Genomic DNA, 25,689 nt, shown 5'->3' on the forward strand with positions numbered 1-25,689 from the left:
ACGTGTCGTGATGATGACACTGAGGTCACACCTGTTCCCATACCGAACACAGCAGTTAAGCTCAGTAGTGCCAAAAGTAGTTGGAGGATCGCCTCCTGCGAGGATAGGACGTTGCGATGCATATCATTCCGAATTAGCTCAGTTGGTAGAGCACACGACTGTTAATCGTGCTGTCGTCGGTTCGAGCCCGACATTCGGAGTAATTGATAGCCATTCCATTGTGAATGGCTTTTTTAGTATCGTAAAAAGAAGTCAGGAGGGATAAAAATGAAATTAACGATGGAAGAACAAATTAAGCAGTTGACGGTAGCGTTAAATCAGGCCCAAAAAGAAGCAGAAAAATGGCAAACAGGTGCTGAAATTTATGAATCACAAGCAACAGAGTTGCAAGAAACAATGCAATTAATGGCGCAAGAAATTGAAAAATTACGCCATGAAAATGAGGCACTTCGCCAAAATCAGAATCAGGTGCAAACCATGGTGCCAGTTAAGCAACAGCAAACGGTATCTGATCAGGAATTGGTACATTATCGCATTATCGAGGATGCTCTAATTAGTAAAATTCAGCAGCTAGAACAGCAACTACGGAAATAAATAGTCTATATTAAGAAAAAGCCACTGTGTTTTATGCACAGTGGCTTTTTTAATGGCGACATTTATTGAAAAGCCCCCTTAATGATGTCACTAACTTTAATTTGATTTTGTGTCATGTAGTGCTGTTTTCTAAAAGCCATATAGACGTGAAAATTAGGTTGCGGTTGGTCAATTAAGTTGATTTTTTTAAGTCCGTCTTCATTTTTTTGCACGGCCAGTGCTGTTAAAAATGCTAAACCAATGCCTTCGCGAACTAAGTTTTTCATAGCTGTAACGTTATTTGTTTGATAAATAACATGAGGCTGCGTTCCTGATTGGTTAGAGAGTGCTTTAAAAGCTTTTGGATGAACGAATTGTTCGTCTAAAGAAATAAAATCATCGTTAGCAAAGTCGGCGAAATATGAAAATTTTCGTGGATCGCTAGCTTTAGCGATGATGACAAATGGGAAGCTAGCTAACTCAACAACTTCTAGGTCCGTTAAATCAAAATTTTCGGTAGCGCCGATTAATGCGATATCGATATTGCCTTGACGTAAAAGTGTTAGTAATTTGGAACTACCAACCTCTTCAGTCTCAATTAAATGTAAAACATTAGCTTTTAGTAGTTGTTTTGCGACCCTTGGGAAGAAATATGTCTCAATAATCGGAGGCAACACTAAACGAATTTTATTAACATTTAGACGTTGAATTTCTTTGGTGGCAGTTGCCCATTCAACTTGTATGTGGCGAGCGCTTTGTAATAAAATGGCGCCCGCTTCAGTTAAGTTAACTTCTTTATGTGCTTGGTTTCGTGTAAATAGCGTTGCACCAACCTCTTGCTCTAATCGCTTGATGGCGTAGGTGATAGTTGGTTGCGTTACCTTAAATTGTTCAGCAACTAATGTATAGTTTTTGTGAACAGCTAGACTTTCAAAATAAGCTAAATCTTTTAAATGCATACTGTTCTCCTCATATAAATGTTTTTTATGTAAGCGACCGCTTTTGACTATACCATTTTTAAAAGTCTATTATACGCTAATGTACTTAATAGGAGGTAATTTGAGATGAAGAGTGGTATGCAGATTTTACAAGATCCTTTTAGCAATAAGGGAACTGCCTTTACAGTGGCAGAACGTAAAGAACTAGGATTGGTAGGTTTATTACCAACCAAGGTACAATCATTAGATGAGCAAGTGTCACAAGCTTATGCACAATATAATAGTAAAGTTAACGATATTGAAAAGCGCTTATTCTTAAGCCAAATTTTCAATGAAAACCGTACGTTGTTCTATGCAGTATTGGGTGCACATTTGACAGAAATGATGCCAATTGTTTATTCACCTACTGTTGGTGAGACGATTGAACGTTATTCAGAGTTATTCGTTAACCCACAAGAAGTTGCCTTTTTGGATATTCACCATCCAGAAAACATTGCTGAAAGTTTGAAAAACGCCGCTAATGGTCGTGATATCGATATGATAGTTATCACAGATGGTGAAGGTATTTTAGGTATTGGTGATTGGGGTGTGCAAGGAGCCGACATTGTTGTTGGTAAGTTGATGGTTTATACAGCTGCTGCTGGTATCGACCCACGCCGCGTTTTGCCAGTTGTACTAGATGATGGTACAAATCGTGAGACACTTTTGGAAAATGATGGTTACCTAGGTAATCGTCACGAACGTGTTCGTGGTGATGAATACTTTAACTTTATTGACCAATTGGTGGATGAAGCTGACCAAATTTTCCCAAACTTCTATTTGCACTTTGAAGATTTTGGCCGTTCAACAGCAACGAAATTGTTGACACGTTACCAAAACCGTCTAGCTACGTTTAACGATGATATTCAAGGTACTGGAATCGTTGTAACGGCAGCAGTACTAAGCGCATTAAAGATTTCTGGTGAGAAGTTAACTGACCAAACTTATATTACATATGGTGCTGGTTCAGCCGGTGTTGGTATTGCTAATCGTGTTTTGCAAGAATTTATTAACGCTGGTTTGACGGCCGAAGAAGCCCGTAAGCACTTCTATCTAGTTGATCGTCAAGGACTATTGTTTGATGATGACGAAAATCTAACACCAGAACAACGTCCATTTGCACGTTCACGTGCCGAATTTGACGATGGTGCTGATTTAACTACTTTGGAAGCCGTTGTTAAGGCTGTGCACCCAACAATTTTGGTTGGAACATCTGGTCAAGCAGGTCACTTTACGGAAAATGTTGTTCGCGAAATGGCAGCTCACGCAGCACGTCCAATTATTTTGCCATTATCAAACCCAACTAAGCTTCACGAAGCAGTGCCAGAAGACGTTATCAACTGGTCTGAAGGTCGTGCATTAGTTGCAACCGGAATGCCATTTGATCCAGTTAGCTATGAAGATGTTGTTTATCACATTGGTCAAGCTAACAATGCAGTTGTTTACCCTGGTATTGGATTAGGTGTCATTGCAAGCAAGGCAAACTTGTTGACTGAAAACATGTTATCAGCCTCAGCTGCAGCGCTAGGTGAGCTGGTTGATACCAGCAAGGTTGGTAGTGCTATTTTGCCATCATTTGAGAAACTATCTGAAATTTCAACGGCAGTTGCTACTGCGGTCGCACAAGCTGCTATTGATGATGGTGTTGCTCAACAACAAGGCGATGCTAAGACATTGGTAGAACAATATCAATGGCACCCAGTTTACGGGGAGGACTAAAGCATGGATGCGATAGTAACTTCGCTAAACAGTATCGTTAAAATTATTTTTGTTGTTTTGATTGGTATTATTTACGTAAGAAAGACCATTTCCACGATACTTTTAAAAAAGATTTGGAATTTTTAATCGTTAATGTTGCTCTGCCAATTTCTGTATTTGTTGGTATTCAAGAAAACTTAACGCGTAAATTATTGGGAACATTTGGTATGAGTGTTCTATTTGTTGCACTTGCTTTCTTTGTACTTTACATTTTGAGTTTTATTGCGAACAAAGTATTTAATATTCGTGTTGGTCGCCGTGGTATTATAGTTAATACTTTTACTAATAATAATGTTATTTTTATTGGTTTACCTTTAGCTTTAGCTATTTTTGGTAACAAAGCGATGCCTTTCTACTTGGTTTATTACCTAGTTAATACGGTTTCTACTTGGGCGATTGGTATTTTCTTTATTCAAAATGATACAAACGAAAAGTCAGCAGAATCATCATTCAATTGGAAGAAATTATTGCCAGCACCAGTGCTTGGTTTCTTAATTGGTATTGTTTGGTTATTGATTGGATTACCATTACCAGAGGTGGCAGATTCAAGTTTGGGAATGGTTGGCGGTTTGGTAACACCACTGGCATTGCTATACTTAGGTATTATTATTGCGGATGCAGGTTTCAGCTCATTAAAGATTGAGCGCGATACAATTATTGCATTGTTAGCTCGCTTTGTAGTTGGCCCAGCTGTTATATTTATTATGCTGAAATTAGTACAACAAACACCATTTGCATTGTCTAATTTGGGAGTAAAGGTTATCTTCTTGATGTCAGGTATGCCTGCCTTAACAGCGATGGCATTATTAGTCGGTCAAGCTAAAGGTGATACAAAGTATGCAAGTAATGTGATTACCATTTCAACGCTATTAATTATTATTTTAGTACCAGTTTATTTGGCTATTGCAAACTTTATTTAAATATAAAATTATAAAAAATAAAACAGGCAGCTATCAATATATAAGTTGATAACTGCCTGCTTTTTTAGGTTAATAATGCTAACAAACGTTTTATGCTTGTGTTGTCGTTTGTAGGTTACGCAAAGTAACGCTAGGATCTAAGATACCAGCATCACTAGACAAGCTATAACGTAGGTAACGATCAACGTCTAACTTAAGGTTAGGTTCTAATTGGCTTGTAGTGTAGTCTTTGATATAGACAGGACCAAAATCACTATCAATTGTTTCGTTAAAGTCTGCTGAAAGATCACTTGTTTGGCAGAGAATAAGATTAAAAGCAACATCGAATGCGCATGTTGCTAAATCAGAAAATGGACCAACACCGTCGTCTAAGTCTAAGACAATGGTTGTATTTGGTGTAATAAGCTTTGAAATACGCTCTTTAGCAGCGTTTGTAAATGTTAAGTACATAATAATCCCCTTTTAAGGGCATTATAACATAACATATTTGAAAGTGACCTTATTACATATGATTAAATAACATGTTATTAAATTAGTAAATACAATCATTTATATATCAAGAAAAAGTGTGTATACTTGTCGTAGTTATAGATAGAAAGGAGATTTATTATGTTTCATTTAATTTGGGTATTAATTATCGGTGCTGTTATTGGTGCTATTGCTGGTGCTATTACTAAAAACGGTGGTTCAATGGGCTGGATTGCAAATATCGTAGCTGGTTTGATTGGATCATGGTTAGGTGAGAAAGTACTAGGTTCTTGGGGTCCAAATGTTGCCGGTATGGCAATTATTCCATCAATCATTGGTGCTATTATTATCGTTGTTATTGTTTCTTGGTTATTAGGTCGTGCAAAGAAATAATTAGAGGAGTAAGGTTGTGGTTAAACAAGGTCATTATGCGGGCGTTCAATCTAATAAGAAGGGTCGTTCGTTACGTCAACGTCAAACAAAATCAGTTGCAGGCGAAATTAACAGACAAGACGTTAGTGAGTTTGTGCAAGGCCGTTATGTTTTAACACAGCGGGGTACATCTTCATTAGTTGATGAAACTATGCAACGCTTTTTGTCAGAGTGGTTATCACAAGCTGAAACAGTTAGTGGGGATGTTTTGGATATGAAAAAAATTACCCAACAGACTTTGACAAACATTGCTAATCAAGTACCTTGGCAATTTTATGCGATTATTGTGAAACAGTGGGATAAATTGAGCCATTTTTTTATTAAAGAAATACCTGCTGTACCGACAAAAACAGCAATAAAATTAGCGCAACAAGTCTTTGATATACGTGCATTAGTTAGTCAACAATTGGCCATTAACTGGTATTTAATGCGTTTTAATACTGCTGATCAATTGGCAACGATTAAAGCAACCGATGTTTCACAATTAGTGACATCATTTATGACGGATAATGACATCGTTTGGCAAAATGTAGCTGTTGTCTATTCAACAACGCCGTTTGTTATTAAAACAAACGATATGGCTACTAAAAACTGGCTAACTAAGTTAGATAGTTTACAACCTGAACAACTATAAAAAAATACCCAATAATTGTTGGAGATAAAAAATCTGACAATTATTGGGTATTTTCATTAGTAATGAGTTATTTAGCATTGTTGTTCAATTCATTATTGAGTTGTGCGTTCAGTTTTTCATAATCTGTAATGCTAAATTCTAAATATGTTGCTTCTAACCAATGCCCCATATCTTCTCGATAAATATTTTGCATGTGGTAAGCAGGATGACTTATCTGATTGAGTATGTTGGTTGTGTATTGAACTATGTCTAATATTTCGTAAGCATTGTTGTTACTGGGAATATTATGAATAGTAATATAAATTGAATTGTTTAATTTTTCGTATTCTACAGAATCCAAAGATAAGCCATTTACGGTTAAGTATCCGGTAATTAAATTTTTAAAATAGTCTATTTGCATATTCTTCTCCTAAAAATTTATATCCTATATTAATCCATAATTATATCGTCATTCAACTAACGCCTTTTTCACTTCACTCCCGACTAGCTTCAATCGTCAAACGTGTTTTATCAACAATTGATTGTGTCTTATCACCTAAATGGACACCAATTAATGTAAATAAACTATCAACGATAGCGATTTGAGCAATTAATGAAGACATCGATTCACTACGGATATTAACTTCTTCTGCAACGCTTGCTAGGGTTACAGATGCTAATTTGGCTAATTCAGATTTTGGATATGCCGTAATGGCAATAATTTTGATATTTTTTTCCTTTAAACGACGGGCAATGTTTAACGTATTGTGGTTACGACCAGAATGCGATATGACAATTGCAATGTCTTTGTCAGTCATATGAACAGTTTGCATTAATTGCACATCGTAATCTGGGTGTTGTTCTACGTGTAAAGGTGTTCGTAGGAATTTATGATAGGCGTCTAAAGCGACAATAGATGAACCACCTACACCAAAAATACCAATCGTTTCTGCCTCAAGCAACCATTTAGTAGCCGTTGACCATGTTTGTGGTTTAATTAGATTAACCGTTGCATCCAGTGCATTTTCAGCACCACTAAATACTTTATGCACGATATTAGTTTGATCATCGGTTGGATCGATTTCACCGAAAAAGTTGTTTTGTACAATTGGTGAACTGGCGAGACTTAATGAGAACTCACGAAATGAAGTGAAGCCTACACGTTTAACGAATCGCGAAATGGTCGCAGTTGATACACCAATGGCATTGGCTAATTCTTGGATAGTCAATGAACGGATTTCAGCAGGATTGTCTAAAATGAATGTTGCTATTTTACTATCGGAACCAGTGAGGTGTTCAAATATTGACCGGATCCGAGCAAAACCTGATTGTGACATAATTTCTCCTTAATAATTTCAAGCATTATTACTATAGAATAGAACTAAAAGTAGCTTATGAAAATATTTTACAACAAAATACTTGCAATGTGAAAAACTCTTGCATTATAATAATGGGGTAGACGAAATATAAAGGAAAAAAAGGGGTATTAGACATGAAGTTCGCAATGATCGGTCTTGGTAAGATGGGCTTGAACTTGGTAAAGAATGCCGTTGATAATGGTCACGAAGTAGTTGCTTATGACTTGAGTGCAGATTCAGTTAAAGAAGCTGATTCATATTCAGAAGCTGTTACTGGTGTTACTGACTTAGACGACATGTTGGCAGCATTGCCATCACCAAAGGTTGTTTGGGTAATGGTTCCAGCTGGAAAGCCAACTAACTCAACCATTGATACTTTGATTGAGAAGATGGAAGCCGGCGACATTATCATCGACGGTGGAAACTCAAATTACAAGGATAACTTGGAGCAAAACAAGCGTACCACTGCAGCCGGAATTAAGTTCTTTGATGCTGGTACTTCTGGTGGTATGTCAGGTGCTCGTAATGGTGGAAACTTCATGATTGGTGGAGATGACGCCGAAGCATGGAAGACTATCGAGCCTTTGTTCGTATCAATTGCTGAAGAAGATGGTTACCTATACACTGGTAAGCTAGGTTCAGGTCACTACTTGAAGATGGTTCACAATGGTATTGAATACGGTATGATGCAATCAATCGCTGAAGGTTTCGAAGTTTTGGAAGCTTCACAATACGATTACGATTACGAAGCCGTTGCTAAGTTATGGAACCACGGTTCAGTTATCCGTTCATGGTTGATGGAATTGGCTGAAGAGCAATTCTCAAAGGATCCTAAGCTAGACAAGATTTCTGGTGTTATGCACTCATCTGGTGAAGGTAAGTGGACTATTGAAGAGTCATTGGACTTGCAAGTTCCAGCACCTGTTATCGCATTGTCATTGATGATGCGTTACCGTTCACTACAAGAAGATACATTTACTGGTAAGGTTGTTTCAGCACTACGTAACGGATTTGGTGGACACGCCATGGACGCTGCTAAGTAATTATTACTTAGTAAGACCCATAAAATGTTTTGATTGTGAAAGTGAAGCTGGGGTAGAATTTATTCTGCCCCAGCTTTTTTGTATATATCTGTCGTATAATAATAAAAGGATTCAGTTAGAGGAGCTATTATGAAATATACACTACTTATCGATGTGACACTGTCGGCAATCAATACGACATTGGTTGATGAAAATCATGAATTATCACAACAAACTTTTACATTATCTCAATCGGCAGAAACTGTAACGGCTGAGCAAATTGTTACTGAAGTGCTTGCTGCTATAAAAAAAGTACAGGCAACTTTAACCAATGATGATTTTATTGAAGCAATTACATTTGCTGAAATAACTTTGGATAGTTTAGTGCCTTTTGATGATCATAAAAAGGCGTTAATGCCGATAAATTATGGCCATGATACGCAAAAGTATATTGATGCACTTATGATGAACGGTGTCATTGGTCAGTTAGAGCGTAAAACAGGCTTGGTATTTCAAGAAGTGACACCATTAATGCAAATACTTTGGCTAAAAAATGAACAACCTGAAATATTTGCTAAGGTAACCCAGTATATGAATGTACAAAGTTATATTATTTATCGCTTATTTGACCTGCAAATAACATCACCAGCTGCTGCTGGTAGAACTGGCTTTTATAACCTGGTAAAACAGGCTTGGGATGACCAAGCGCTTGCTTTAAGCGGATTAACAACTGAGAACTTGCCACAAGTAGTTGATTTTAATGCACAAAGTTTGAGCTTAACTTCTGAAATGCGTACCTACCTAGGGATTAGTGAGGATACAATATTTCACGTGAATTAAAATATGATATAATGAATATGTTATCGGGGATGCAGTTGGTCAAGGGGTGATGTCCTAGGGCCGCCTTTTCGGAGGGTGCAATTCCCTGCTGTCCGATAATGGTTTTGCTGAGGTTGTGAAGGAGCCTCAGTGAAGCGGAAGGAGTTCTAAGACGGGATTCTTAGAACAAGGGGATTGTTAATGGGGTGGTGCCCGTTAACATGATATGGTGAAAAAGTATAAGTGGTACGTGGTGGTCCACTTATACAGGAAGAGGCCTGCGCTCATTTAGTGAGAGAGGCCTCTTTTTTTGTTATACAAAATACTAAAATATGTGCTATAATTTCTGTATTATGCATGATATATAGTAGGAAAATGAGTGGACAGATAGAGAATTAGTGGTTGCTGTGAACTAATCAAACTCATTGACGAATTACAGTCATAAAGAAAGCATGAACGGCAATCTCACGTTACGAGATATAAGTGGTCACAGTAAGTGACAATTTAGGTGGTACCGCGTTTAATGCGCCCTAATCAAGGCAAGTCCTTGGTTAGGGTGCTTTTTATTTATAACGAGTAGCATAAAAATAGATGATGTAAAATAATTTGGAGGCATAGTAAATGGCAGTAGATATATTAAATGAACTAGCTTGGCGTGGTGCAATTAACCAAGTTACTGATGAAGATGGATTACGTGAATTAACACAAAAAGAATCAATTGGTTTGTATGCAGGAATTGATCCAACTGGTGATTCAATGCATATTGGTCATTTGATTCCTTTTATGATTTTAAAGCGATTCCAATTGGCTGGTCACAAGCCAGTAATTGTTGTGGGTGGTGGAACCGGCTCAATCGGTGATCCTTCTGGTAAGAAATCAGAACGTAAGTTGTTATCACAAGAAGATGTTGCAGCCAACGTTGAAAAGATTCGTGCACAAATGGCTAAGTTGTTTGGTGAGAATGGTTTCACAATTGTTAACAACTATGACTGGTTAGGCAAGATGTCGTTGTTGGGGATGTTGCGTGACTATGGTAAGTTATTCTCAATTAACAGCATGTTAGCTAAGGACGTGGTTGCTTCACGTTTAGAGGCAGGTATTTCATTTACTGAATTTACATACCAAATTTTACAAGCTATTGATTTTTATGAACTATACCAACGTGAACATGTACGTCTACAAATTGGTGGTTCCGACCAATGGGGAAACATCACGAATGGTGTTGATTTAATTCATAAGTTAATCGATAGTGATGCACCTGCCTTTGGTTTAACTGTGCCTTTGTTGTTGAAGTCAGATGGTACGAAGTTTGGTAAGACTGAAGGTGGTGCTGTTTGGTTAGATCCAGAAAAGACAACGCCATTTGAATTCTACCAATTCTGGTTGAATACAGCAGATGCTGATGTTGAGAAGATGTTAAAGTACTTTACGTTCTTATCACAAGACGAAATTGCTGATTTGGTAGCTGATTTAGCTGAAAATGCGGCAGCTCGTAACGCGCAACGTCGTTTGGCACAAGAAGTAACGACTTTCGTGCATGGTGAAGAAGCGATGCATACAGCAGAAGTTATGACGAATGTTTTGTTTGGTAATGCTGACGTTGCGACACTAACGACTGATGAAGTAGCTGTTTTAGCTGGTAATGTGCCAACGTTTGCAGTTGATAATGCTGAAATTGGCCTATTAGACTTAGTAGTAGCTGCTGGTTTTGAAAAGTCAAAGACTGCAGCTCGTCGTTCAGTTAAGGACGGTGCCGTTCGCGTTAACGGTGTTCAAATTAAGGATGAAGATGCCGTTATTAATCCTGCCGATAAGTATGATGGTAAGTACATCATTGTAAAGCGTGGTAAGAAGAAGTGGGCTGTTGCCGTTGTTAAATAAGCTTAGTCAAAAAGTTGGAACATTTCCTTTTGTTTCAACTTTTTTTGTATAAAATAAAGGTTGACAATTATCTCATTATATTCTAATAATTGAGTACAAAATTTTTTCATGGGGAGAATTGGTAAATGACAAAAACAAAAGTATCAGATTTAGATTGGCAAAATTTGGGATTCGCTTATCATGATTTACCTTATCGTTATCGTGCAGAATATCATAATGGAGAATGGCAACCAGGTGAGTTAGTTACGGATAGTAATTTGGGACTTAGTGAGGCTGCGGTTGGTCTTCATTATGGACAACAAGTTTTTGAAGGCTTGAAAGCTTACCGTCGTCAAGATGGTGGTGTTAATATCTTCAGACCAGATCGTAATGCTGCTCGTATGGCACGTTCAGCAGAACGGCTATTGATGGCTGGCTATCCAGAAGATTTGTTTGTGGAAGCTATTAAAGAAGTCGTAAAGGCTAATCAAGAATTTGTTCCACCTTATGATTCAGGTGCAACGTTGTATATTCGACCATTATTAATTGCATCAACACCTGATATTGGGGTACACCCTGGTGATGATTATGTGTTCAATATCTTTGTGACACCTGTTGGGGCGTACTACCCAGGTGGATTAGCACCAACAGCCTATGTCACAAGTGACTTTGATCGTGCTGCTCATGGTGGAACTGGTCAAGCCAAGGTTGGTGGAAACTATGCTGCATCAATGTTGCCAGGTGAGCAAGCACATCAAGCAGGTTATTCTGATGTGGTTTATTTGGACCCACGATTGCATGAAAACATTGAAGAATTAGGTTCAGCGAACTTCTTTGGTATCACCAAAGATAATCGTTTCTTAACGCCTAAGTCACCATCTATCTTGCCATCAGTCACAAAGTTTTCATTGTTAGAATTGGCTGAAGAGATGGGTATGCAACCGGAAGAAACAACTATTAGCATTAATGATTTGGATAAGTTTGCTGAAGCCGGCGCAATGGGAACTGCAGCTGTTATTTCACCAGTTGGTTCTATTACGCATCAAGGTAATAAGCATGTCTTTTACTCTGAAACTGAAGTTGGTCCTAAGACGCAAGCCTTGTATGATCGTTTAGTTGCTATTCAATATGGCGATGAAAAGGGTCCTGAAGGCTGGGCTGTTGATGTGCCATTAGATTAATTAATATTTAGTATAAGAATCATCAGTCTGTCTTCTTTAATGGGGAAGGGCTGCTGATTTTTTTGTATAAATTCCCCACATTATTAAATATTGACGTTTAAAATTAAAAATAAATTAGAATAAAGTGTTGACATTCAAATTTTTGGGTGCATAATAGTAAACATCAAATGAAAACGGAGAAACGAAATTATGACAAAGACAGTTATGAACAATGCAAATAACGCCTTATTACTCGGCTTAATTTTAGACTTGATTATTATCAGCTAAAAGGTCGAGCAATTTGTGTCGGCCTACAAAAAGGGCCGACTAGTTTATCACTGGAATGTTATATTCGTGAACCGCTAGTTAGGAACAGACTAACTAGCGGTTTTTTGTATCTTCAGGGCAATATGGAAAAGGGGTAGACGTTATGGAACAGGCACAAACACAAACAGAAGAAAAGAAGCTAACTGCCAAGGATTATGTTTTCCTTGTTTCACAAGGTGTTTCAAATACAGTTTTGGTATTTTTGGGAATTGGTTTGTTGGTTAATACCGTAGGGACGACAATTCACTGGGATGCCTTGGTGCAAGTTGGTAATATTGCACAAAAGTTGCTTGCGCCTGCTTTGGGGATGGCAATCGCCGTAATGATGCGTACATCAACTTTGGTTATTGGTGGAACAATGATTGCATCAACAGTTGGTGCAAATAGCGTTTACTTCACGTCAGGTGCAGTTGCAAACACAATGACCGCAACTGGCTGGCAATCAGCACAGGATGCTGGATCGCAAATTATGACCGCTGGTCAACCAGTATCAGCCGTACTAGCTGGTGTCATTGCAGCCATGTTGGGAAAGTGGATGACTGGTAAGACGCCATTGGATATGGTGTTGGTACCATTTGCCGTAACAATGGTTGGTTCAATCGCCGGTCTAGGTTTGGCTTCTGTTACAACGCCTGCTCTTAACTGGGTGAGTGGTGCATTGGGACACACGATGCAAGTTAACCCAGTATTGGGATCATTGGTCGTTTCATTTGCATGGTTTGTCTTTTTGATGACACCTGCCTCATCAGCAGCACTTGCTATTGCCGTTCAATTGGATCCAATGTCATCGGGTGCCGCTTTGATTGGAACAACCGTTGCATTCGTTTCATTTACAGCAATGTCTTATAATCAAAATACAATTGGTGGTAATATCGCACAAGGTTTGGTAACACCAAAGGTGCAATTTGCTAATTTGTTGAAGCGTCCAATCTTGGCTATCGGTCCTGCAGCAATCGCTATGATTACAGCTGTTATCGCTGTTGTTGGTTTTGATTTTAAGGTGCCATACGCACTTGCAGGTTTGGGATTGAATTCATTGATTGCACCACTTTGGTTGGTTGCACATGATATGCGCGGTTTGATGCTACTAATTGCATTCGGCGTTGTTGTTCCGGCAATTCTTTCATGGGCTTACTACCGTTTCTTGAAGGTAATTGGTCAAACCCGCGTTCAAGATTTGCGTTTGCAAGAGGTTTAATATAGTTACTTGCCAAAAATTCACTAATCGTTCATACTCAAAAGGGGTTAGCTTGACTAATTAGGAGTTAACTACTATACTTACAATAAATAAGTGAAAAGAGGGTGCGAACATGGAATTCTACCAACCAGAATTAAATGATGATGAAACTATTCGTCAAGAAATCGCTAAACCTGGTAAGCAAGTAATGTTCTTACAAGCCGACTGGTGTGGTGATTGCAAGGCCATTAAGCCATTTGTAAAGGATATTAAATCAAGTGTTACTGCAGCCGGCGTTAACTGGTTTGACGCTGATCGTGATGCTAACTTAGCTATTGCTCAAGAACAAGGCTTGATGGGTATTCCAGCTTTTGTCTTGTTTGAAGATGGTAAGCAAGTTGATCACATCGGTAACGGTGAACGTTTGACACCAGTTCAAGTTATGGATTGGGTTGCTGAGAACGTCTAAATGAGAGTTCTTCTCATTTAATGATTGACAATTATCCGTGTAATTCGTATGATATGGTCAATAAAAATTTTAGAAATTCAACGATGAGAAGAGTAATGTTACCATACCAATTTAGAAAGCACTTGGTTGATGAAAAAGTGTTTGGTGGAAACTTGAAGATGAACTCGGAGAATGATGATTCGTGAGAGCGATTATCACGGTGGGAACCGTTATCGTCTATGTTTGTACGTAAAGTAATAACATCAGAGGCTTATTTCATATTGAATAAGTGAATTTGGGTGGTAACACGAGAAATCGTCCCTCATAAGAACTAACAGTTTTTATGAGGGACTTTTTATATTTGGAGGGAAATAATATGACAGAGAATGAAACACCATTATTATCACAATTATTAACATCATGGATTGCTGGTGAAGAATCAGAAGAATTCCCATTAGCTAATTTATCAAATGCAGCAGCTATTTTATTTGAAAACTTAGCTGATGTTAATTGGGCAGGATTTTATTTGTATAACCAAGCCAAAGATGAATTAATCTTAGGACCATTTTTGGGAAAGCCAGCCGTTGTGCGTATTAAGCCAGGTTCAGGTGTGGTTGGCCAAGGTTATGAGAGTCAAGAATCAATTGTGGTTGCTGACGTTCATAAGCATGCAGGACACATTGCTTGTGATTCAGCATCAAATGCTGAAATTGTAGTACCTTTGACACGCGCTAATGGTGAAAAATTAGGCGTGATTGATATTGATTCAACGCGCACAAACCGTTTTACGGATCAAGATAAGGCGGATTTGGAGCACTTCGCACAAACTTTGTTAGCTTATATTTAATAAAAATTTGCGATAATAGTGTTAATGAATACTTGATAAAGGATGGTGGCAAACTAATGAGTGAAACCAAACAGTATGATGTCGCAATAATCGGTGCAGGTCCTGCAGGCTTGGCGGCAGCGCATGAATTGCATGATGCTGGTAAACAAGTTGTGATTATCGAAAAATATTTGTGGGGTGGTACATGTCCAAATTACGGCTGTGATCCCAAAAAGATATTATTAGGTGCAGTCGAAGCAAAAGAATATGCTGAATTTCTAACTGGTACAGGTGTTGATGGCAAAGTGACAATTAATTGGACTGATTTAATGGCACGTAAAAATCAATATACTGATGGTATTTCACAAGGAACAGAACAATCATTAGTTACCAGTGGTATTGATCATTTATTTGGTAAGGCCACTTTTATTGATGAGCATACTGCAGTGGTCAGTCAAGAAAATCAAGATGATGTACAAGTAACAGCAGCAGATTGGATTGTAGCCGTTGGACAACGACCAGCTGAATTATCTTTTCCAGGTGCTGAATTAACAATTGATTCTGAGCAATTCTTGAGCTTACCGTCATTACCTGACGATGTTGTGATTATTGGTGGTGGTTTTGTTGCGATTGAGTTTGCAACAATTGCGGCAGCTGCAGGTGCTAATGTAACGTTGCTAGTACATAGTGATCAGCTATTACGTTCATTTGATGGTGAGGTGGTTGATTCGCTAATGGATCAGTTAGATGATCGTGGCATTCACATGTATTTTGATACTGAAGTTACAGAACTAAAAGCCGTTGATAATCAGTTTGAAGCAACGTTAAGCTTTGGTAATACCTTAACAGCTGGTGTGGTTGTTCGTGCAGCTGGTCGTGTTGGTAATCATGACACCTTGGCATTAGATCAAGCGCAAGTAAAATTTAGTGATGAGGGTGTCCTAGTTGATCGCCATTTACGCACTAGTAATGCGCATGTCTATGCGGTTGGGGATGTTGCTTATTCGCCGGTGCCTAAGATAACACCAGTTGCTTCATATGAAGCCCATCATGTTGTACAAGAAATTTTGGGCGACTCACAACCAATTACGTATCCTGCAGTGCCAGTTGTTGTGTACGGGACACCAAAGTTAGCCAAAGTTGGCGTTGCGACAGATACAGCTGCTCAAAATGGTTATACCGTCAATGACATTGATATGACTAGTTGGTATACAGCTTATCGACAAGGTGAACCAGCTTCACGCATTAGAGTGGCTATTGATCAAGCTGGACGATTAGTGGGGGCGACAGTAATGAATAGTCATGCTGATGAACTTATTAATTATCTAGCAACCGCAATTAATCAAGGATTAACGAAAGAGACGGTTACGCAACAGTTATTTGCTTATCCGTCAGTTGCATCGGACTTATCATATTTTTTCTAAAATAATTTAATGAGGAGAAAATATGAGTGAGTCTTATAATAAAAAAGATATTTTAGATCTATTGTCTAAACTATATAATAATTTACCTCCCCAAAATTATGCTAATTTAAGAGACAATGTTCTGCAATCAGCCGATAAAATTACAAAAGGTTCAAATCCGTTACCAATCGTTAATCTATGAATAAATGAATTAACAGATATAATCATTGGTAACGTTGGTCATGATATTCCTTCTGTTATTGAAACCACTAACATATCTCTTAAGCGGTGGATCAAAAAATATAACAAAGGGCTATGGATAAGTGATTATGGTAGCTTATATGGGGGAAATCTCTTTTAAATAATTTAAATGACCATAATAAATAAAGGATTGTTGCCAATTTTTGAACGGCAACAATCCCTTTTTGTAATTTATTTTTTCTTGAGAAATGTGATAAGTAGGAGAATGAGACCACATAAAAATAATAGACCACCAAGTAAGAAAATGAGACCGGCACCAATATTGGCACCGTTTTGATCATTTATAGTCAGCCAATTAAAAAGTATACCGCCTAAAGATAAGACGATTCCTGTGATAACCAAAATGAGGGCAGTGCGAAGTAACTTAGATATTTTGTTATTATGATTGCTGACCATTATATACCTCCTAATAGGTTCATTGGTTAGGACATAATTAATTCATAGGCGTTGGTATTTAAATCGCCGTGTGGATCACTAATATGAATAATACCACGATAATGAAAACCTAATTGCTTTAGCAGATGTTGCATACGAAGATTGGTTTCATGGGTATCGATTCTAACGGCTGTTATGTGATTGTTTTTAATTAAAGTTAATGCACTTGTAAGTGCTAATTTACCTAAATGTTGATGTGCAAAATTTGAGCTGATAGCAAAGCGATGAATTGTTGCGTATGGTCCTTGTGCATGCCATTTACCACCTGAAAGTGATTGATAATTTGGTTCAGGGGTGTATTGAATTGCCATGATACCAACAAGCTTATTATTAAAGATAATTTCATAGAGAATACCCTGGTTAATATCAGAAAGAATATTAGATTTATCAGGGTAGCCGTCTTGCCATTGGTCAACATCGGCATTTTTTAAATTTTGTTGTGCATCATGGACAATAACCATAATGTCATCCAAATGTTTTTGTTGTGCTTTGCGTAAGTTTAAAGCGACCATGTGATTTTCCCCCAGCATTAAAGAGATGTTTTTAAAAACTATAGCATATTTATGCGTAATTGAAATAAATCAATACTAGCTTTCAAAATAAAAAGACACCTACCAGTTATAATCGGTAGTTGTCTTTTTAAAACCATATTCATTTTTATTTTATGCCTTTTGAACAGCATTAACCTTGTTTAGCATAATTGTTGCAATTAATGCGAAAGCAATGAAGACGGCACCACCAATTCCAACACTATTCAATCCAAAGTTAGCAACAACTAGACCACCAGCAGCTGAACCTAATGAAATTCCTAAGTTAGAGAAAATTGAATTTAATGATGATGCAAGAACTAATGATTGTGGATAATCACGTTCGGCAACGCCCATAATGTGTAATTGTAATGGTGAATTAATAAGATACATAAAGATACCTACTAACATAATATCTATCGTTCCTGCCCATGTACTGTGCAAAAGCAAAGGCATAGCACAAAGGATGACAAGTTCAATGATGTAAAGCGTTGGCATTAACTTTAATCCTTTATAATCGGCAATTCTACCACTTGCCTGGTTACTAATAAGCGACATAACGCCGTAGATTGTTAGTAATAATGTAATTAAACCTGGATCAAAAGCAAGTGATTTTGAAAAGATGGGGCGTAAATATGTGTAGAAAACATAAACGCCGGCTAAACTACATGTTTGTAGAATAACCCCCAAATAAATTCGTGGATCTTTGAAAATAATAAATTGCTGTAAGATATTACCTTGTTTTTGTTGTATTAAATTATGTGGCAGTGTCTTAATAATCAAGAAAATGGTTAATAAACTAAAAATTGTAATCGTAATAAACGTGATGCGCCAACCAAATGTTGTACTAATCCAAGTCCCTAGGGGAACACCAAAAACTGAAGCAACACTGAAACCTGAGAAAATCCAACTGACTAACCAAGCACGTTTTTCAATAGGTGCAATCACGGTAGCAAATGTCATTGATAGTGAAACCAGCGATCCCGATACGATTGCAACAATGATACGAGAGATAACCAACACCGTATAATTAGGTGCAAATATCGTTAAAGCATTACCTAAAGTAAAGATAATAATTAACACCATCATGGCGTGATATAAATTGTTCTTTAGTGTCGATGTAATAATCGGCGTACTAATTGCATACACCATTGCAAAGATAGTAACCAAATAACCGGCAGTGGCAACACTTACCGAAAACTCTTTGGCCAAATCATCAAGAATACCAATAATAATAAATTCACTGAAACCTAATACGAAAGAGATTAAAATCAGTACAAAACTTTGAATTCTGAATTCTTTCACATGCACCCTCCTAAAAGCTATGATGGCATAGCAACTATAAACCTATAAATGACTACTCTGCTTAAAATAGCGGAATTTACCCAAGGTTGTCAATGCATTATATTGATAAAACGGCATTAATTTTATTTTTATTAAAAATCTGCCTGTTTTCAAAAGCTGTAATGTTTGCTATATTTAACTTACATAATAATTAAAGACGTAATCACTATCGGTATAATTGTTGGAGAATGGCCAACGAGTTCCTACCCTTCTCCCAAGAGATGGACTACCGATAGTGTTTTGATTTATTAATGCACCCATTCTGCATGCTGTTTAATGCGTAGGGTGCATTTTTTTATTGCCAAATGTCTATTGGAGATAGTGGTTACGTGTGTTTCTAAATTGGAGGAGAGTTTAGTTATGGAGTCGCACACACAGACGTCGACAGAACGTTTCAGCAAGTTGCGTAATCTTATTTTAGGATTACAGCATGTTTTGGCGATGTATTCTGGTGGTATTTTAGTACCATTGTTAATTGGTGCAGCATTACAATTTAATGCGCAACAAATGGCCTATTTAATATCTGCTGATATTTTTATGACCGCAGTTGGAACTTTGTTTCAATTGAAAGGAACACGCTATACCGGAATTGCAATGCCGGTTGTTATTGGTTCAGCAGTTCAAACAGTATCACCATTAATTAATATTGGTAGTACGTTAGGAATTGGTGCGATGTATGGTGCCACAATTGCCGCTGGTGTTTTTGTCTTTTTAATCGCTGGTTTGTTTTCGCGGTTACGAGCATTTTTCCCACCGGTAGTTACGGGCTCATTAATTACGGTGATTGGATTTACACTTATTCCCGTTGGTTTTCAAAATTGGGGTGGCGGCGACTTAGAAGCTAAAAGTTTTGGTAGTTTAACTAATCTATCAATTGGCTTAGTAACTGTTTTAATCATTTTGCTATTTAATTTATTTGCTAAGGGATTTGCCAAGTCAATTGCGATTTTGTTAGGAATCGTGTTGGGAACGGTTTTTGCAGGGCTATTAGGACAAGTATCACTACAACCAGTAGCTGAAGCATCTTGGTTCCATATGCCAACGCCATTTTTCCTAGCAACACCAACTTTCCACTGGTCGGCAATGGTGACGATGATGATTGTTGCTTTAACATCAATGATGGAGTCAACAGGTGTGTACTTTGCATTGGCTGATTTAACAGGTCGCAAGTTAACTAATGAAGATATGGCTAAAGGATATCGTGCCGAAGGTTTGGCTGTTATTTTGTCAGGTATTTTTAATACCTTCCCATATTCAACTTTCTCACAAAATGTTGGGGTTGTTCGTTTATCAGGTGTTAAGACAAAGCGGCCAATTTATTATGCCGTCTTGATTTTATTGTTGATTGGACTATTGCCAAAGTTTGGTGCGCTTGCCACAATTATTCCATCAGCTGTTTTGGGTGGTGCAATGATTGTCCTATTTGGTACAATCGGAGTACAAGGAATTACAATTTTGAAGCAAGTTGATTTCGATAGTGAACGTAATTTGATGATTGCTGGTGTCTCGATTGGTGCAGCAATCGGGGTAACTGTTTATCCACAAATCTTCCAACATCTACCAGAACTTGTAAAATTAGTTATTCAAAATTCAGTAGTTATAACATCAATATTGGCAGTTCTGTTGAACATTGTGTTACCAGGTCGTGAGAAAGAGGTTATGTAAGTAATATGAAAATTTTAGAAGATCGTATTAAAAAAGATGGACGTGTTTTGGGTGAAGATGTCTTGAAAGTTGATAACTTTTTGAATCATCAAGTTGATCCACAATTAATGCAAGAAATGGGTGATGAATTTGCTCGCTTGTTTGATGGTGAAAAAATTGATAAGGTTTTGACCGTTGAATCTTCAGGTATTGCACCCGCTATTTTTGCGGCTGCAGCACTAAATGTACCAATGGTATTCGCACGTAAGAAGAAGTCAATTACGCTTTCATCAGAGTCATATATTGCTGATGTTTACTCATTTACCAAGCAAGAAACTAATCACGTCATGATTGATAAGCGTTTCTTGCATGAGGGTGAACGTGTTTTGATTATTGATGACTTTTTGGCAAATGGTCAAGCTGTCACTGGTTTGATGGAAATTGCCGATGCTGCTAATGCTGAAGTTGTTGGTGTTGGTATTGTGATTGAAAAGACGTTCCAAAAGGGACGCGCTATGTTAGATGAAAAAGGTGTTCATGTTGAATCATTGGCACGTATTGCTGCTTTTGAAGATGGACAAGTTGTTTTTGCTGATTAATTAAGAAGATATACATTTTTACATTATTAAAGCGACGAAATAAAATGTTAAATAATTTAATCCACGAATTGGTAATTAATATCAGTTTCGTGGATTTTTTTGTTAAATTAACTGAATTTAAGATAGAATCATTAATATACAATACTAAGTATGATAAGAAGATTTTTTGTTAGACGATTATCTAATTGGGGGATATTAAAATGAAATTAGGTTTTATTGGAACAGGTGTAATGGGACGCGGTATTATCAATAATTTGCTAAAAGCTGATTATGAGGTTTTTGTTTATAATCGAACAAAAGCACATGCACAATCTGTTATTGATAATGGTGCTGTTTGGCAAGATTCACCACGTCAAGTTGCCGAAACGGCAGATGTTGTGATGACGATGGTGGGTTACCCTAAGGATGTTGCTGAACAATATTATGGTGACAACGGTATTTTTGCGGGTTCACATCCTGGTCAAATCATTGTAGATATGACAACATCAACACCAACATTAGCTAAAGAATTAACGGCAGCTGGTGAAAAATATAATGTGAAGGTTTTGGACGCACCAGTATCTGGTGGTGATACCGGTGCTAAAAATGGGACATTGACCATTATGGTTGGTGGCGATGAAGATTCATTTACGAAGTTGCAACCAATGTTTTCAGTAATTTCAGATGCAGCTACTTTGTTTGGTACAGCTGGTCGTGGTCAAAGTGCTAAGATGGCAAACCAAATTATGATTGCAGGTACTATGTTGGGAATGGCTGAGTCAATGGCTTATGCAAAGGAGTCTGGACTAGATTTACCACAAGTACTAAAAACACTTGGTGGTGGTGCAGCGCAAAATTGGTCAATGGATAACTATGGACCACGTGTGTTGGCTGATGATTATGAGCCTGGTTTCTATGTTAAGCACTACATTAAAGATTTACGGATTGCACTTGATGAGGCAAAGAAAATGCAGGTTGAGTTACCAATGACTACAATGGCTGAGCAATTTTATACAAAGTTGGTTGATGAAAAACAATTAGCAGATGCTGGTATACAAGCAATTGTCCGTTTATGGGCACAGTTTGCTTAAATATCCGGTTTGAAAGGCGTAACAAATGAACTTTTTTATTAATGCGACAATGCCAGATCACAAATCAGGTATTGAGCATGCAGAATTAAAACGATTAGACTTGTTCAATAAAAATAGTGAACCTGCCAAATTAGTTTTACGTGATTGGGATCCCAATGCGCATGTAACGGCTAATCAAGCTGGTATTTCAGATGAACAAATTATAAATTTATTTGATTATTTTCAAGAAACAACACAAGTTACTGCGAAATTAGTACAAGTACAAAATGTTGAGTACGGTGTGTTGAATGCGCAGTATACAGATGATCCAAGTAATAATCGTTATTTGGTAACGGCAAATGGTCAATTGGTAGCTCGTGTAAATTATAAGCAGACTGACGAACGTCAAGTGAAATCGGTTGAATGGTTTGATGGCTTCAATAATTTATATTGTGTCGATCATTATGATTCAAGAGGATTTGTCTCATTAAAACAGTGGTACACACCAGATAATAAAATCGGCACAGAAGCTTGGCAGACGCCTACAGGTCGTGTTGTGATTGAAGCTTTTCATAAGCAAACGATGCGCGGTGAGATGCAAAAAACAAATTGGCGCGTAATTGATCATGATAATAAATATCATCAATTTGATACGTTAACTGCTTTAACAACTTACTTTTTAGATTGTTTAAATGAGGATTATTGGTCACTTGATCATCCCAATGTTTTTATCTTAGATCGTGCACATCTAGGTGACCAGGGATTATTAGAGTTAAAAAAGCCTGCCTATACCGTTTTCCATTTGCATAATGCGCATACGTCAAATGCGCAAGACCCAGAAGCGCCTTTGTTTAACAATAATTATGAATTTGCTTTAAATGCGATTGATGGCTATGATGCTGTTGTTTCAGCGACACATAAGCAAACGGCAGATGTGCGCACAAGATTACAGCCTAAAGCACAGTTGTTTACTATTCCAGTAGGTGTTGTGCCTGACAGCTTGCTGACGGCACCACGTGTACCATTGGCTGATCGTCAATTTGGTAAAATGGTTGTTTTTGCACGAATTGCTTGGGAAAAGCACCTGGATGATTTAGTGCGTGCAATTGGGATTGTTCATCAAGAAATACCGCAGGTAACATTAGATTTGTACGGTTATCCAGATCCTAATGAAAATTATAAAGCACAGCGTGAAGTTGAAGCAGTAATTGCAGAGTATGGTTTAGAAGGTGTTGTGACGTTAAAGGGTTATACCTCTGATATTGATGCTGTTCAAAATAATGCTATGATGTACGGCTTAACTTCACGTATGGAAGGATTTAACCTGGCTATCATGGAGGCTATTTCACATGGATTAATTGCTTTTTCATATGATGTTAACTATGGGCCAAATGAGATCGTGGACGCTGGCGTGAATGGTGCGGTAGTACCGTATGGTGATTATCGAGCATTGGCAGACGCAATTTTACAGGTGTTACGTGATCCGGCATTGGCCGAAAAGTACATCGAGGGCGCTTATCAATCGGCAGAACGATATTCTGAAGCAACAGTATGGGATGCTTGGAAAAATTTGTTGGCAGATGCACAGGATAGTTGGACCAATAAGCTTGCTGCGATGCCTGGTCAGCGGAGAGGATAGGTAAGAATGTATTATTTTGTAAGTGAAAATATATTTGCATATAACTCAGGAACGGAGCATGCTCAGGCGCAACGCGTACGTTTTTTTAATCGTGAAGCTAAAAATAATCGTTTAGGTCGTGCCGCATATGTCACACGTGACTATAATCGGTTCTTAAATCGCGATGCGACAGCAATTGGTCTGGGTGCTGATGAAGTCTTAAATATGTATGATTATTTTCAAGGGACAACTAATGTGCCTCGTAAAGAACAACATTTACGTCTATTACCACAATTAGCGTTGGATCAATACCACATTGTGGGGCATGGACCAAATTACTCAACTATTGAAGATGAAGGCCGTGTGATTGGTCGTATCAACGTTATGCCAGCAACGGTTGGCTTGGTGAATGATATTACCTACTATGATCGGGCTGATAACATGACGGTGCGTGAAAATTTTGATTGGCGTGGCTTTAAATCATCGGTTGATTATTTTCATCCAGATGGACAATTGGCAGTACAGCGATTTTTGAATCTATCGGGTGAGCCGGTTCTTGAAATTACACATATGAATGTTAATGGGCGATTATTGCCTAGTATGTACAAATTAAAAAATTATTTGGGTCATGATTATCGTTTTAATTCAGAGGAACAGTTATTTTTGTTTTTCTTAAATGAGATTACACGACAACAACCAAATGCAACTTTAATTTCTGATCGTCGTGGTTTAGATCATGTAGTAGCAGCTGTACAGGGCTCAATGAATAAGTATGCATATTTACATGATATTCATACAGGAGATACTAAGCATCCGGTGCGTGGTAAATTATATCCGGCATATATTAATGTATTGGAACGTTATGGACAGGCGTTTAATGCTATTTTGGTGCCAACAACAGCACAGCAAAAAGATTTGGCAACGCGTTATCCTGCACTAACAATTAAAGTTGCACCTGATATTTCACTGACACCATCAGCATTAGAAAAGCAGCCGGCAACGCTATCTGAACGACAATTACATCAGTTAATTTACGTTGGTCGTCTATCTCCCGAAAAACGACCTGATCAAGCGTTACGGGTTTTAGCTAAGGTCATCAAAAAGGTGCCTGATGCAACACTAGTATATTACGGTTATGCGGTTTCACAAGATGTAATGGATGAATTGCAAGCATTGGCTCAAAAACTTAATGTCGCTGATCATGTGACGTTTGGTGGCTATGTTAGTGGTAATGCGTTGCAACAAGCTTACCAGAAAGCACAAATCATTTTACAGCCATCAGTTGCTGAAGGATTAGGTATGAACTTAGTTGAGGCAATGTGTTATGGTGTACCGGCCATTAGCTATGATGTACCTTATGGCGCACATGTTTTAATAGAAGATGGACATAATGGTTATATTGTTCCTGATGGATCAAGCAGTGCCATGGCGCAGAAAGCTGTTGATTTGTTGTTAGATGAAAATCTTTGGCAACAAATGTCAGCTGCGGCACATGCTAAAGCGCAGGTGTTTGGGGATGATAGTATGTCTGCTATTTGGCAAAAGGTTTTAAATTAAAGAGCAAAATAAAAAGGACAAATTGACGCGACGCTGTCAATTTGTCCTTTTCATTTAAGGTAGTGGCGGGAATCGAACCCGTGATGACGGTTTTGCAGACCGTTGCCTTACCACTTGGCTACACTACCATAATTACTACCACGATTACATATTATAGGGGAAATCTCGTAAACTTGCAATTGTATAATGACATAGAAAGTATAATTAACCCTTTTTATTGTTGAAATTTGTACATTTAAAGGGGTTTCATGAAAAAATAAGTGAAATTACATAATAAATATGAAATATAACATCTTTTAGGGGTTGCCAAGAAAGTAAAATATCGGTATAATTATTTTTGTTGTTGAATTGCAACAAAAATAATGGACGTTTAGCTCAGCTGGGAGAGCACCTGCCTTACAAGCAGGGGGTCACAGGTTCGATCCCTGTAACGTCCATTGGTCGCATGGTCTAGTTGGTTATGACGTTCGCCTGTCACGCGAAAGATCACGGGTTCGAATCCCGTTGTGACCGT

Annotated in this window: 25 protein-coding genes, 4 tRNA genes, 1 rRNA gene, 1 pseudogene, 1 riboswitch and 1 other annotated feature; of the genes and pseudogenes, 23 read left to right on the top strand and 8 right to left on the bottom strand. The window is 37.8% G+C overall.

Features of this window, described 5'->3' with window-relative positions; all coding sequences use genetic code 11:
- Positions 1-3 precede the first annotated feature (3 nt).
- From rrf to GA0061074_RS08295, 3 genes are all read left to right on the top strand, one after another.
- Positions 4-120: ribosomal RNA gene (rrf, locus tag GA0061074_RS08285) — 5S ribosomal RNA — on the top strand.
- A 7-nt stretch (positions 121-127) separates the two neighbouring features.
- Positions 128-200, top strand: a tRNA-Asn gene (locus tag GA0061074_RS08290).
- Between the two features lie 67 nt (positions 201-267).
- Positions 268-594 carry a hypothetical protein gene (locus GA0061074_RS08295; protein ID WP_092463740.1) on the top strand — a complete coding sequence of 109 codons (327 nt, stop codon included), beginning with the start codon at positions 268-270 and terminating at the stop codon, positions 592-594.
- A gap of 62 nt (positions 595-656) precedes the next feature.
- Here GA0061074_RS08295 and GA0061074_RS08300 read toward each other — a convergent pair whose 3' ends face one another.
- Positions 657-1,532: a LysR family transcriptional regulator gene (locus GA0061074_RS08300; protein WP_092463744.1), complete on the bottom strand. Its 876-nt coding sequence runs from the start codon at positions 1,530-1,532 to the stop codon at positions 657-659.
- Between the two features lie 105 nt (positions 1,533-1,637).
- On the opposite strand from GA0061074_RS08300, the gene GA0061074_RS08305 reads away from it, so the two are divergent.
- Both GA0061074_RS08305 and GA0061074_RS09350 read left to right on the top strand, forming a co-directional pair.
- On the top strand, positions 1,638-3,269 hold the full coding sequence (locus tag GA0061074_RS08305) for a malolactic enzyme (RefSeq protein ID WP_092463747.1): 1,632 nt from the start codon (positions 1,638-1,640) through the stop codon (positions 3,267-3,269).
- Positions 3,270-3,346: 77 nt separating this feature from the next.
- Positions 3,347-4,228, top strand: a pseudogene (locus tag GA0061074_RS09350) (AEC family transporter); the annotation flags it as partial.
- A 90-nt stretch (positions 4,229-4,318) separates the two neighbouring features.
- Here GA0061074_RS09350 and GA0061074_RS08315 read toward each other — a convergent pair.
- Positions 4,319-4,678: an iron-sulfur cluster biosynthesis family protein gene (locus GA0061074_RS08315; RefSeq protein ID WP_092463754.1), complete on the bottom strand. Its 360-nt coding sequence runs from the start codon at positions 4,676-4,678 to the stop codon at positions 4,319-4,321.
- Positions 4,679-4,837: 159 nt separating this feature from the next.
- Here GA0061074_RS08315 and GA0061074_RS08320 point away from each other — a divergent pair, with 159 nt between their 5' ends.
- Both GA0061074_RS08320 and GA0061074_RS08325 read left to right on the top strand, forming a co-directional pair.
- Complete coding sequence (locus GA0061074_RS08320) at positions 4,838-5,089, top strand: GlsB/YeaQ/YmgE family stress response membrane protein (protein WP_092463757.1); 252 nt, start codon at positions 4,838-4,840, stop codon at positions 5,087-5,089.
- Positions 5,090-5,105: 16 nt separating this feature from the next.
- Positions 5,106-5,762 (top strand): hypothetical protein, encoded by a 657-nt coding sequence (locus GA0061074_RS08325; RefSeq protein WP_092463760.1) that lies wholly within the window; start codon positions 5,106-5,108, stop codon positions 5,760-5,762.
- A gap of 67 nt (positions 5,763-5,829) precedes the next feature.
- On the opposite strand, the gene GA0061074_RS08330 is transcribed toward GA0061074_RS08325, so the two are convergent.
- Both GA0061074_RS08330 and GA0061074_RS08335 read right to left on the bottom strand, forming a co-directional pair.
- Entirely contained in the window at positions 5,830-6,162 is a 333-nt protein-coding gene (locus tag GA0061074_RS08330) for a hypothetical protein (RefSeq protein ID WP_092463763.1), read from the bottom strand.
- A gap of 73 nt (positions 6,163-6,235) precedes the next feature.
- Positions 6,236-7,078, bottom strand: coding sequence for a MurR/RpiR family transcriptional regulator (locus tag GA0061074_RS08335; protein WP_092463766.1), 843 nt, complete (start codon positions 7,076-7,078; stop codon positions 6,236-6,238).
- A 155-nt stretch (positions 7,079-7,233) separates the two neighbouring features.
- On the opposite strand from GA0061074_RS08335, the gene gnd reads away from it, so the two are divergent.
- The 9 genes from gnd (at position 7,234) to GA0061074_RS09120 (ending at position 16,343) form a co-directional block, all read left to right on the top strand.
- On the top strand, positions 7,234-8,142 hold the full coding sequence (gene gnd / locus GA0061074_RS08340) for a phosphogluconate dehydrogenase (NAD(+)-dependent, decarboxylating) (RefSeq protein WP_092463769.1): 909 nt from the start codon (positions 7,234-7,236) through the stop codon (positions 8,140-8,142).
- A 129-nt stretch (positions 8,143-8,271) separates the two neighbouring features.
- The gene (locus GA0061074_RS08345) at positions 8,272-8,961 is read left to right on the top strand and encodes an FGGY family carbohydrate kinase (protein ID WP_092463772.1); all 690 of its coding nucleotides are present in this window, start codon (positions 8,272-8,274) and stop codon (positions 8,959-8,961) included.
- A gap of 600 nt (positions 8,962-9,561) precedes the next feature.
- Positions 9,562-10,821, top strand: coding sequence for a tyrosine--tRNA ligase (tyrS, locus tag GA0061074_RS08350; protein WP_092463775.1), 1,260 nt, complete (start codon positions 9,562-9,564; stop codon positions 10,819-10,821).
- A gap of 125 nt (positions 10,822-10,946) precedes the next feature.
- Positions 10,947-11,981 (top strand): branched-chain amino acid aminotransferase, encoded by a 1,035-nt coding sequence (locus GA0061074_RS08355; protein WP_092463778.1) that lies wholly within the window; start codon positions 10,947-10,949, stop codon positions 11,979-11,981.
- 409 nt (positions 11,982-12,390) lie between these two features.
- Complete coding sequence (locus tag GA0061074_RS08360) at positions 12,391-13,485, top strand: PTS sugar transporter subunit IIC (protein WP_092463781.1); 1,095 nt, start codon at positions 12,391-12,393, stop codon at positions 13,483-13,485.
- A 112-nt stretch (positions 13,486-13,597) separates the two neighbouring features.
- Complete coding sequence (locus tag GA0061074_RS08365; RefSeq protein WP_092463784.1) at positions 13,598-13,933, top strand: thioredoxin family protein; 336 nt, start codon at positions 13,598-13,600, stop codon at positions 13,931-13,933.
- Between the two features lie 71 nt (positions 13,934-14,004).
- Positions 14,005-14,238, top strand: a binding site (T-box leader).
- A 50-nt stretch (positions 14,239-14,288) separates the two neighbouring features.
- On the top strand, positions 14,289-14,759 hold the full coding sequence (locus tag GA0061074_RS08370) for a GAF domain-containing protein (RefSeq protein WP_092463787.1): 471 nt from the start codon (positions 14,289-14,291) through the stop codon (positions 14,757-14,759).
- 56 nt (positions 14,760-14,815) lie between these two features.
- Positions 14,816-16,162 (top strand): dihydrolipoyl dehydrogenase family protein, encoded by a 1,347-nt coding sequence (locus GA0061074_RS08375; protein WP_092463790.1) that lies wholly within the window; start codon positions 14,816-14,818, stop codon positions 16,160-16,162.
- Positions 16,163-16,184: 22 nt separating this feature from the next.
- Positions 16,185-16,343, top strand: a complete 159-nt coding sequence (locus tag GA0061074_RS09120; protein WP_159426664.1) for a hypothetical protein — start codon at positions 16,185-16,187, stop codon at positions 16,341-16,343.
- 230 nt (positions 16,344-16,573) lie between these two features.
- Here the strand turns inward: GA0061074_RS09120 and GA0061074_RS08380 are convergent, their stop codons facing one another.
- The 3 genes from GA0061074_RS08380 to GA0061074_RS08390 all read right to left on the bottom strand — a co-directional run bounded on the left by GA0061074_RS08380 (position 16,574) and on the right by GA0061074_RS08390 (position 18,669).
- Complete coding sequence (locus GA0061074_RS08380) at positions 16,574-16,798, bottom strand: hypothetical protein (RefSeq protein WP_092463793.1); 225 nt, start codon at positions 16,796-16,798, stop codon at positions 16,574-16,576.
- Between the two features lie 26 nt (positions 16,799-16,824).
- Positions 16,825-17,349, bottom strand: coding sequence for a GNAT family N-acetyltransferase (locus GA0061074_RS08385; RefSeq protein WP_159426665.1), 525 nt, complete (start codon positions 17,347-17,349; stop codon positions 16,825-16,827).
- 150 nt (positions 17,350-17,499) lie between these two features.
- The gene (locus GA0061074_RS08390) at positions 17,500-18,669 is read right to left on the bottom strand and encodes an MFS transporter (protein ID WP_092463799.1); all 1,170 of its coding nucleotides are present in this window, start codon (positions 18,667-18,669) and stop codon (positions 17,500-17,502) included.
- Positions 18,670-18,858: 189 nt separating this feature from the next.
- Positions 18,859-18,957, top strand: a riboswitch (purine riboswitch).
- Between the two features lie 111 nt (positions 18,958-19,068).
- Here GA0061074_RS08390 and GA0061074_RS08395 point away from each other — a divergent pair.
- The 5 genes from GA0061074_RS08395 to GA0061074_RS08415 all read left to right on the top strand — a co-directional run bounded on the left by GA0061074_RS08395 (position 19,069) and on the right by GA0061074_RS08415 (position 25,175).
- Positions 19,069-20,373, top strand: coding sequence for a nucleobase:cation symporter-2 family protein (locus GA0061074_RS08395; RefSeq protein ID WP_092463801.1), 1,305 nt, complete (start codon positions 19,069-19,071; stop codon positions 20,371-20,373).
- Between the two features lie 5 nt (positions 20,374-20,378).
- Positions 20,379-20,951: a xanthine phosphoribosyltransferase gene (locus GA0061074_RS08400; protein ID WP_092463803.1), complete on the top strand. Its 573-nt coding sequence runs from the start codon at positions 20,379-20,381 to the stop codon at positions 20,949-20,951.
- A gap of 200 nt (positions 20,952-21,151) precedes the next feature.
- The gene (locus tag GA0061074_RS08405) at positions 21,152-22,021 is read left to right on the top strand and encodes an NAD(P)-dependent oxidoreductase (RefSeq protein WP_092463805.1); all 870 of its coding nucleotides are present in this window, start codon (positions 21,152-21,154) and stop codon (positions 22,019-22,021) included.
- A 25-nt stretch (positions 22,022-22,046) separates the two neighbouring features.
- Positions 22,047-23,639 carry an accessory Sec system glycosyltransferase Asp1 gene (gene asp1 / locus GA0061074_RS08410; RefSeq protein WP_092463808.1) on the top strand — a complete coding sequence of 531 codons (1,593 nt, stop codon included), beginning with the start codon at positions 22,047-22,049 and terminating at the stop codon, positions 23,637-23,639.
- A 6-nt stretch (positions 23,640-23,645) separates the two neighbouring features.
- Entirely contained in the window at positions 23,646-25,175 is a 1,530-nt protein-coding gene (locus tag GA0061074_RS08415) for a glycosyltransferase (protein ID WP_092463811.1), read from the top strand.
- 57 nt (positions 25,176-25,232) lie between these two features.
- Here the strand turns inward: GA0061074_RS08415 and GA0061074_RS08420 are convergent.
- Positions 25,233-25,303: transfer RNA gene (locus GA0061074_RS08420), tRNA-Cys, on the bottom strand.
- 236 nt (positions 25,304-25,539) lie between these two features.
- Here GA0061074_RS08420 and GA0061074_RS08425 point away from each other — a divergent pair.
- Both GA0061074_RS08425 and GA0061074_RS08430 read left to right on the top strand, forming a co-directional pair.
- Positions 25,540-25,612, top strand: a tRNA-Val gene (locus GA0061074_RS08425).
- Positions 25,613-25,614: 2 nt separating this feature from the next.
- A tRNA-Asp gene (locus GA0061074_RS08430) sits at positions 25,615-25,688 on the top strand.
- Position 25,689: the final 1 nt, after the last annotated feature.

It is taken from the genome of Weissella bombi (genome assembly GCF_900094835.1).
Lineage (GTDB): Bacteria > Bacillota > Bacilli > Lactobacillales > Lactobacillaceae > Weissella > Weissella bombi.

Bases quoted from the DNA above. Each gene is read 5' to 3' on its own strand.
- GA0061074_RS08295 (WP_092463740.1), top strand. From the start codon at position 268: ATGAAATTAACGATGGAAGAACAAATTAAGCAGTTGACGGTAGCGTTA.
- GA0061074_RS08300 (WP_092463744.1), bottom strand. From the start codon at position 1,532: ATGCATTTAAAAGATTTAGCTTATTTTGAAAGTCTAGCTGTTCACAAA.
- GA0061074_RS08305 (WP_092463747.1), top strand. From the start codon at position 1,638: ATGAAGAGTGGTATGCAGATTTTACAAGATCCTTTTAGCAATAAGGGA.
- GA0061074_RS08315 (WP_092463754.1), bottom strand. From the start codon at position 4,678: ATGTACTTAACATTTACAAACGCTGCTAAAGAGCGTATTTCAAAGCTT.
- GA0061074_RS08320 (WP_092463757.1), top strand. From the start codon at position 4,838: ATGTTTCATTTAATTTGGGTATTAATTATCGGTGCTGTTATTGGTGCT.
- GA0061074_RS08330 (WP_092463763.1), bottom strand. From the start codon at position 6,162: ATGCAAATAGACTATTTTAAAAATTTAATTACCGGATACTTAACCGTA.
- GA0061074_RS08335 (WP_092463766.1), bottom strand. From the start codon at position 7,078: ATGTCACAATCAGGTTTTGCTCGGATCCGGTCAATATTTGAACACCTC.
- gnd (WP_092463769.1), top strand. From the start codon at position 7,234: ATGAAGTTCGCAATGATCGGTCTTGGTAAGATGGGCTTGAACTTGGTA.
- GA0061074_RS08345 (WP_092463772.1), top strand. From the start codon at position 8,272: ATGAAATATACACTACTTATCGATGTGACACTGTCGGCAATCAATACG.
- tyrS (WP_092463775.1), top strand. From the start codon at position 9,562: ATGGCAGTAGATATATTAAATGAACTAGCTTGGCGTGGTGCAATTAAC.
- GA0061074_RS08355 (WP_092463778.1), top strand. From the start codon at position 10,947: ATGACAAAAACAAAAGTATCAGATTTAGATTGGCAAAATTTGGGATTC.
- GA0061074_RS08360 (WP_092463781.1), top strand. From the start codon at position 12,391: ATGGAACAGGCACAAACACAAACAGAAGAAAAGAAGCTAACTGCCAAG.
- GA0061074_RS08365 (WP_092463784.1), top strand. From the start codon at position 13,598: ATGGAATTCTACCAACCAGAATTAAATGATGATGAAACTATTCGTCAA.
- GA0061074_RS08370 (WP_092463787.1), top strand. From the start codon at position 14,289: ATGACAGAGAATGAAACACCATTATTATCACAATTATTAACATCATGG.
- GA0061074_RS08375 (WP_092463790.1), top strand. From the start codon at position 14,816: ATGAGTGAAACCAAACAGTATGATGTCGCAATAATCGGTGCAGGTCCT.
- GA0061074_RS09120 (WP_159426664.1), top strand. From the start codon at position 16,185: ATGAGTGAGTCTTATAATAAAAAAGATATTTTAGATCTATTGTCTAAA.
- GA0061074_RS08380 (WP_092463793.1), bottom strand. From the start codon at position 16,798: ATGGTCAGCAATCATAATAACAAAATATCTAAGTTACTTCGCACTGCC.
- GA0061074_RS08385 (WP_159426665.1), bottom strand. From the start codon at position 17,349: ATGGTCGCTTTAAACTTACGCAAAGCACAACAAAAACATTTGGATGAC.
- GA0061074_RS08395 (WP_092463801.1), top strand. From the start codon at position 19,069: ATGGAGTCGCACACACAGACGTCGACAGAACGTTTCAGCAAGTTGCGT.
- GA0061074_RS08400 (WP_092463803.1), top strand. From the start codon at position 20,379: ATGAAAATTTTAGAAGATCGTATTAAAAAAGATGGACGTGTTTTGGGT.
- GA0061074_RS08405 (WP_092463805.1), top strand. From the start codon at position 21,152: ATGAAATTAGGTTTTATTGGAACAGGTGTAATGGGACGCGGTATTATC.
- asp1 (WP_092463808.1), top strand. From the start codon at position 22,047: ATGAACTTTTTTATTAATGCGACAATGCCAGATCACAAATCAGGTATT.
- GA0061074_RS08415 (WP_092463811.1), top strand. From the start codon at position 23,646: ATGTATTATTTTGTAAGTGAAAATATATTTGCATATAACTCAGGAACG.